The 3,886-nt window shown below is 67.3% G+C and carries 6 protein-coding genes; 2 read left to right on the top strand and 4 right to left on the bottom strand.

Annotated elements, in window-relative coordinates; all coding sequences use genetic code 11:
* Positions 1 to 1,169: methylenetetrahydrofolate--tRNA-(uracil(54)-C(5))-methyltransferase (FADH(2)-oxidizing) TrmFO (gene trmFO / locus M3498_16955; GenBank protein MDQ3460960.1), on the top strand; the 1,169-nt coding region annotated here is incomplete at its 5' end.
* An 85-nt stretch (positions 1,170 to 1,254) separates the two neighbouring features.
* Here the strand turns inward: trmFO and M3498_16960 are convergent.
* The 3 genes from M3498_16960 to M3498_16970 all read right to left on the bottom strand — a co-directional run bounded on the left by M3498_16960 (position 1,255) and on the right by M3498_16970 (position 2,631).
* Positions 1,255 to 2,016 (bottom strand): DUF427 domain-containing protein, encoded by a 762-nt coding sequence (locus M3498_16960; protein MDQ3460961.1) that lies wholly within the window; start codon positions 2,014 to 2,016, stop codon positions 1,255 to 1,257.
* Positions 2,017 to 2,074: 58 nt separating this feature from the next.
* Positions 2,075 to 2,347 (bottom strand): hypothetical protein, encoded by a 273-nt coding sequence (locus M3498_16965; protein MDQ3460962.1) that lies wholly within the window; start codon positions 2,345 to 2,347, stop codon positions 2,075 to 2,077.
* A gap of 68 nt (positions 2,348 to 2,415) precedes the next feature.
* On the bottom strand, positions 2,416 to 2,631 hold the full coding sequence (locus M3498_16970; protein ID MDQ3460963.1) for a hypothetical protein: 216 nt from the start codon (positions 2,629 to 2,631) through the stop codon (positions 2,416 to 2,418).
* A gap of 316 nt (positions 2,632 to 2,947) precedes the next feature.
* Between M3498_16970 and M3498_16975 the strand changes: the two genes are divergently transcribed.
* Entirely contained in the window at positions 2,948 to 3,343 is a 396-nt protein-coding gene (locus M3498_16975) for a DUF4258 domain-containing protein (protein MDQ3460964.1), read from the top strand.
* Here M3498_16975 and M3498_16980 read toward each other — a convergent pair.
* On the bottom strand, positions 3,340 to 3,886 hold a 547-nt coding region (locus tag M3498_16980; protein MDQ3460965.1), incomplete at its 5' end, for a TatD family hydrolase. The genes M3498_16975 and M3498_16980 overlap by 4 nt on opposite strands.

The raw sequence follows: 3,886 nt of genomic DNA on the forward strand, positions 1-3,886 counted from the left end.
CCTTTGGCGGCGAGGCGGAGACCAACGCCAAAGGGCTCCTTCAGGCGGAGATGCTCTCGGCGGGCGGCCTGGTGATGACCGCGGCGCACGCGCACCGCGTGCCCGCGGGCGGAGCCCTGGCGGTGGACCGCGAGGCCTTTGGCGACAGGGTGACGAAGACGATTCTGGCGCACCCGCTCGTCACCGTGCGCCGCGAGGAGCTGACCGAGATTCCTGGCGGCATCGTCGTCCTCGCCTCGGGGCCGCTCACCTCGGACGCGCTCGCCGAAAGCATTCGCAAGACCGTGGGCATGGATTTTCTCGGCTTCTACGACGCGGCCTCACCGGTCATCAGTTATGAGTCCATCGACCACGGCGTCGCCTACCGCAAGGGCCGCTACGAGCAGGGCGCCGACTACCTCAACCTGCCCTTTTCCAAGGAGCAGTACGACCGCTGGTACGAGGCCCTGAGCGAAGCGCGCAAGCACGTCCCACACGACTGGGAAGGGCTCGAGTTCTTCGAGGGCTGCGTGCCCATCGAGGAGCTGGCCCGGCGTGGCTACGACACCCCCCGCTTTGGCCCCATGAAGCCCGTCGGCCTCAAGCATCCCGAGACCGGCGCGTCCTTCTACGCCGTGGCGCAGCTGCGCCAGGAGGACGTGCGCGGTCAGATGTGGAGCCTGGTGGGCTTTCAGACCGGGCTCAAGTGGGGCGACCAGAAGGAGATGATCCGGACCATTCCCGGTTTGGGGAACGCCGAGGTTATTCGCTATGGGGTGATGCACCGCAACACCTATCTGAACGCGCCCAAGCTCTTAAGCCCCGAGCTTGACCTGCGCGAAGAGCCGCGCCTCTTCGTGGCGGGCGTCTTGGCCGGGACCGAGGGCTACCTCGAGTCCTCGGCCACGGGTTGGCTGGCGGGCAAGAACGCGGCGCGCCGGGCGCTCGGCCTGGACCCCGTCCTGCCGCCGGAAACCTCGATGCTGGGCGGTCTCAGCCGCTTTGTCGCCACCGCCAACCCCGAGGGCTTCCAGCCCATGAACGCCAACTGGGGCCTGGTGCCGACGCTGCCCAAGGAACGCGGCGTGGGCCGGGCGGAGCGCCGCGCCAGGACGTACAGGCGCGGGCTCGAGGACTTCAAGCACTGGCTCGAGGGGGTCCGCGACGGCGAAGCGGCGCTCGCGGTATAGTAGCGTTACGATGGCGACCACGTCCATTACCATCCCTGTACCATCCCTGTACCATCCCTGTGGATGAACACGGTTTCTCGAAGGCCTAGCCTAGCTGCTCGCCGTCTATGGAGACCTCGTCGAGCTTCTCGTGGTAGAAGCAGAGCATCCCCCTCACCTCGAGGGCCTCAGCCAAGGGCTGCCGGTAAGTCCAGACGAGGTCCTTGGCGAGCGCGTCGCCTACCCTGACGCCGTAATAGCTCGCCTCGCCCTTGTAGGGACATGAGGCGGTGGTTTGGGAGGGCTCGAGCCGCGCCCAGTTCACGTCCGCCTCGGGGAGGTAGTAGCGCGTGGGCAGGTCGGTCTCGAAGAGCAGCGTCGGGCGCCGCGTCTCGGCGATGACCTCGCCCGCGTGCACGACCCTGACGTGGCGCGAGCTGCGCCTCGTGTCCACCCGGTGGTAGGGGTCGCGCGGGTGGGCGTAGAGGCGCTCGTCCTCTTCGAACCAGGCGTCCAGCTTGTCCCAGTAGAAGGTTAGGTAGTCCGCCAGCCCCGCGGCGCCCGCCAGGGGTTCGGGATAGGCCCAGGCGGCGTTCTCGGCGCGCTTGCCGTTCACGGTAAGCGTCCAGTACGAGGCGTCGCCCTTGCGCGGGCAGTGGCTGCGGTGCTCGGTCGGCGTCAGGAGCGCCATGTCCACGTCGTCCTTGGGAAAGTAGTAGAGGGGCAGGTGGCCCTTCTCGAAGAGCATGGCGGCGCGCCGGCTGTCGGCTACGGTCTTGCCGCCAAAGACCGCGCAGACGCGCTTGGGGCTGGGCAGCAGCTCGAGGGTGTCCGTCCTAAAGATTGGCTTCGCGGGTGAAAGTCGCATGCCTCAGCATGGCGGAGGGGAGGTCGCTTGTCTGTCTGAGCGCTTACGCTCTCGCGCGCTAGCACCGGCCATGCTGAGGCATACCTCGAGCCTTCCTCGCCACCGCGCCCACACTGCGAAGCTGACATCCCACCGTCTCCCCGTCTACCCGCAGCGCCTTGGTGAGCGTGCCGCCCTTCACCTCGTTTTCGCCTGCCAGCGCCCTCGCTACGGTCATCGCCGCTAGGCGACCCGGCTGGGCCGGTAACCGATGCGCCAAAAAGGCCAGCGACTTGTCGAAGTCGAAGGGCGCTACGGGCTCGAGGCTGAGCGGATGGCTGTGGAGCTTCATAGGTGTCTATAGGGTATGCAGGTATAGGGTATGCAGGTATAGGGTATGAGCGACCACGACGACCTCGCTCAGCTCAGCTCATGAAAGAGCCAGACCTTGGCCGGCGTCGGCAGCACCGGCAGCGCCTCGCCGCGCCAGTCGAGCTCGAGCAGGTAGAGCCCGCCCTGCTCACTCTCGAGCACTCTCCAGGCACTGCACTCGGGCTGGGACGCCAGCGCCAAAGCCAGCGCCTGGAGCGTGCCCAGGGCCTCGGGCCCGGCCATCTCGACGAAGAGCGTCCGCACCCTACAAGCCTACGAGGAGAGGAGAAACATATGTGTAAGAAACCACCTTATCGAGGCTCGGCTGTGCTATCTTTGAACCATGTAACTCCTTACGGCAAAGCACCCGTCGGCTAGGTAGTACCCGCACTTGCAGGCCCACCAGGGCCGGGTCTTACCCGCTCCGCAGGGCACCTAGTGACCCCAAGCACTAGCAGGGGCCTAGTGGCCCTACCTTGGGGTAGCGCTGGTTTTAGAGCATCCCCGGCCTGGACCCCAACAGTCTGGACCCGAGCAGCCCGGGCCCGAGTGACCGTTTCATCCACAGTTGGAGGACTCTATGACCGTACCCAAGCGTCCGCGCGTTCGCACCCTTGCAGACTTGCGGCCCCTCGTTCGGGAAGGGCGCTACCGCGTTGCCCGGCACGCCGCCAGGCACGCGGCCTGTGAGGGCTTTACCGAGAGCGACATGGTCGCGGCGGTGCTCTACGGGCGCGAGCTCTTGCGCTACCTCGAGGACGAGCGCTTGCTCGTCCTGGGCACGATTCGCCCCAGTCCCTCGGTCGCCATCCCGCTGCACGTCGTCCTCGAGTACGCCAGGCCCAGATGGGTGGACGTGGTCACCGCCTTTATCCCCGAACGGCCGCATAAGCTCATCTCGCGCGCGCGCCTCGCCCACCTCTTGCGCTACGACCGCCACGAGCCCGCCCTGGAGGAGCTGAAGCGGGCCGTCTAGCCGGGCTGGGGTAGGCCGTAGACGCGCCGGGCGTTGGCGTCGGTATAGGCCTCGACTTCGGCTGGGGTCTCGCCGCGCAGGCCGGCCAGAAACTCGGCCGTGTAGCGCACGTAAGCGGGCCGGTTCGGTTGCCCGCGCTTGGGCTGCGGCGGCAGGAAGGGACTGTCGGTCTCGAGGAGAAGCCTGTCCTTGTCCAGCGTCCTGGCCGCCTCCTGGATGGCGGTGGCCTTTTTATAGGTGAGGTTGCCCGCGAACGAGACCAGCCAGCCGAGCACGAGGCCCGTCTCGAGGAGGGCGGGATGACCGCTGAAGCAGTGCAGGATGCCCTTGGGCCAGCCGAGTTCTGCGAGCAGCCGGGCCGAGGCCAGCGCGGCGCGCTCCTCGCCCGCCTTGTCGCGCACGTGCAGGATGACGGGCTTGTCGAGCCTCGCGGCCAGCGCGACCTGCCAGCGAAAGCTCGCCTCCTGCACCTCTTCGGAAACGCGGTCCCAGTAGAAGTCGAAGCCCGTCTCGCCGACGGCCACTACCCTGGGATGCGCCGCG

The sequence above is a fragment of the Deinococcota bacterium genome, assembly GCA_030858465.1.
GTDB lineage: Bacteria > Deinococcota > Deinococci > Deinococcales > Trueperaceae > JALZLY01.

Excerpts from the sequence above, each read along its gene's own strand:
- M3498_16960 (MDQ3460961.1), bottom strand. The coding sequence starts at position 2,016 with ATGCGACTTTCACCCGCGAAGCCAATCTTTAGGACGGACACCCTCGAG.
- M3498_16965 (MDQ3460962.1), bottom strand. The coding sequence starts at position 2,347 with ATGAAGCTCCACAGCCATCCGCTCAGCCTCGAGCCCGTAGCGCCCTTC.
- M3498_16975 (MDQ3460964.1), top strand. The coding sequence starts at position 2,948 with ATGACCGTACCCAAGCGTCCGCGCGTTCGCACCCTTGCAGACTTGCGG.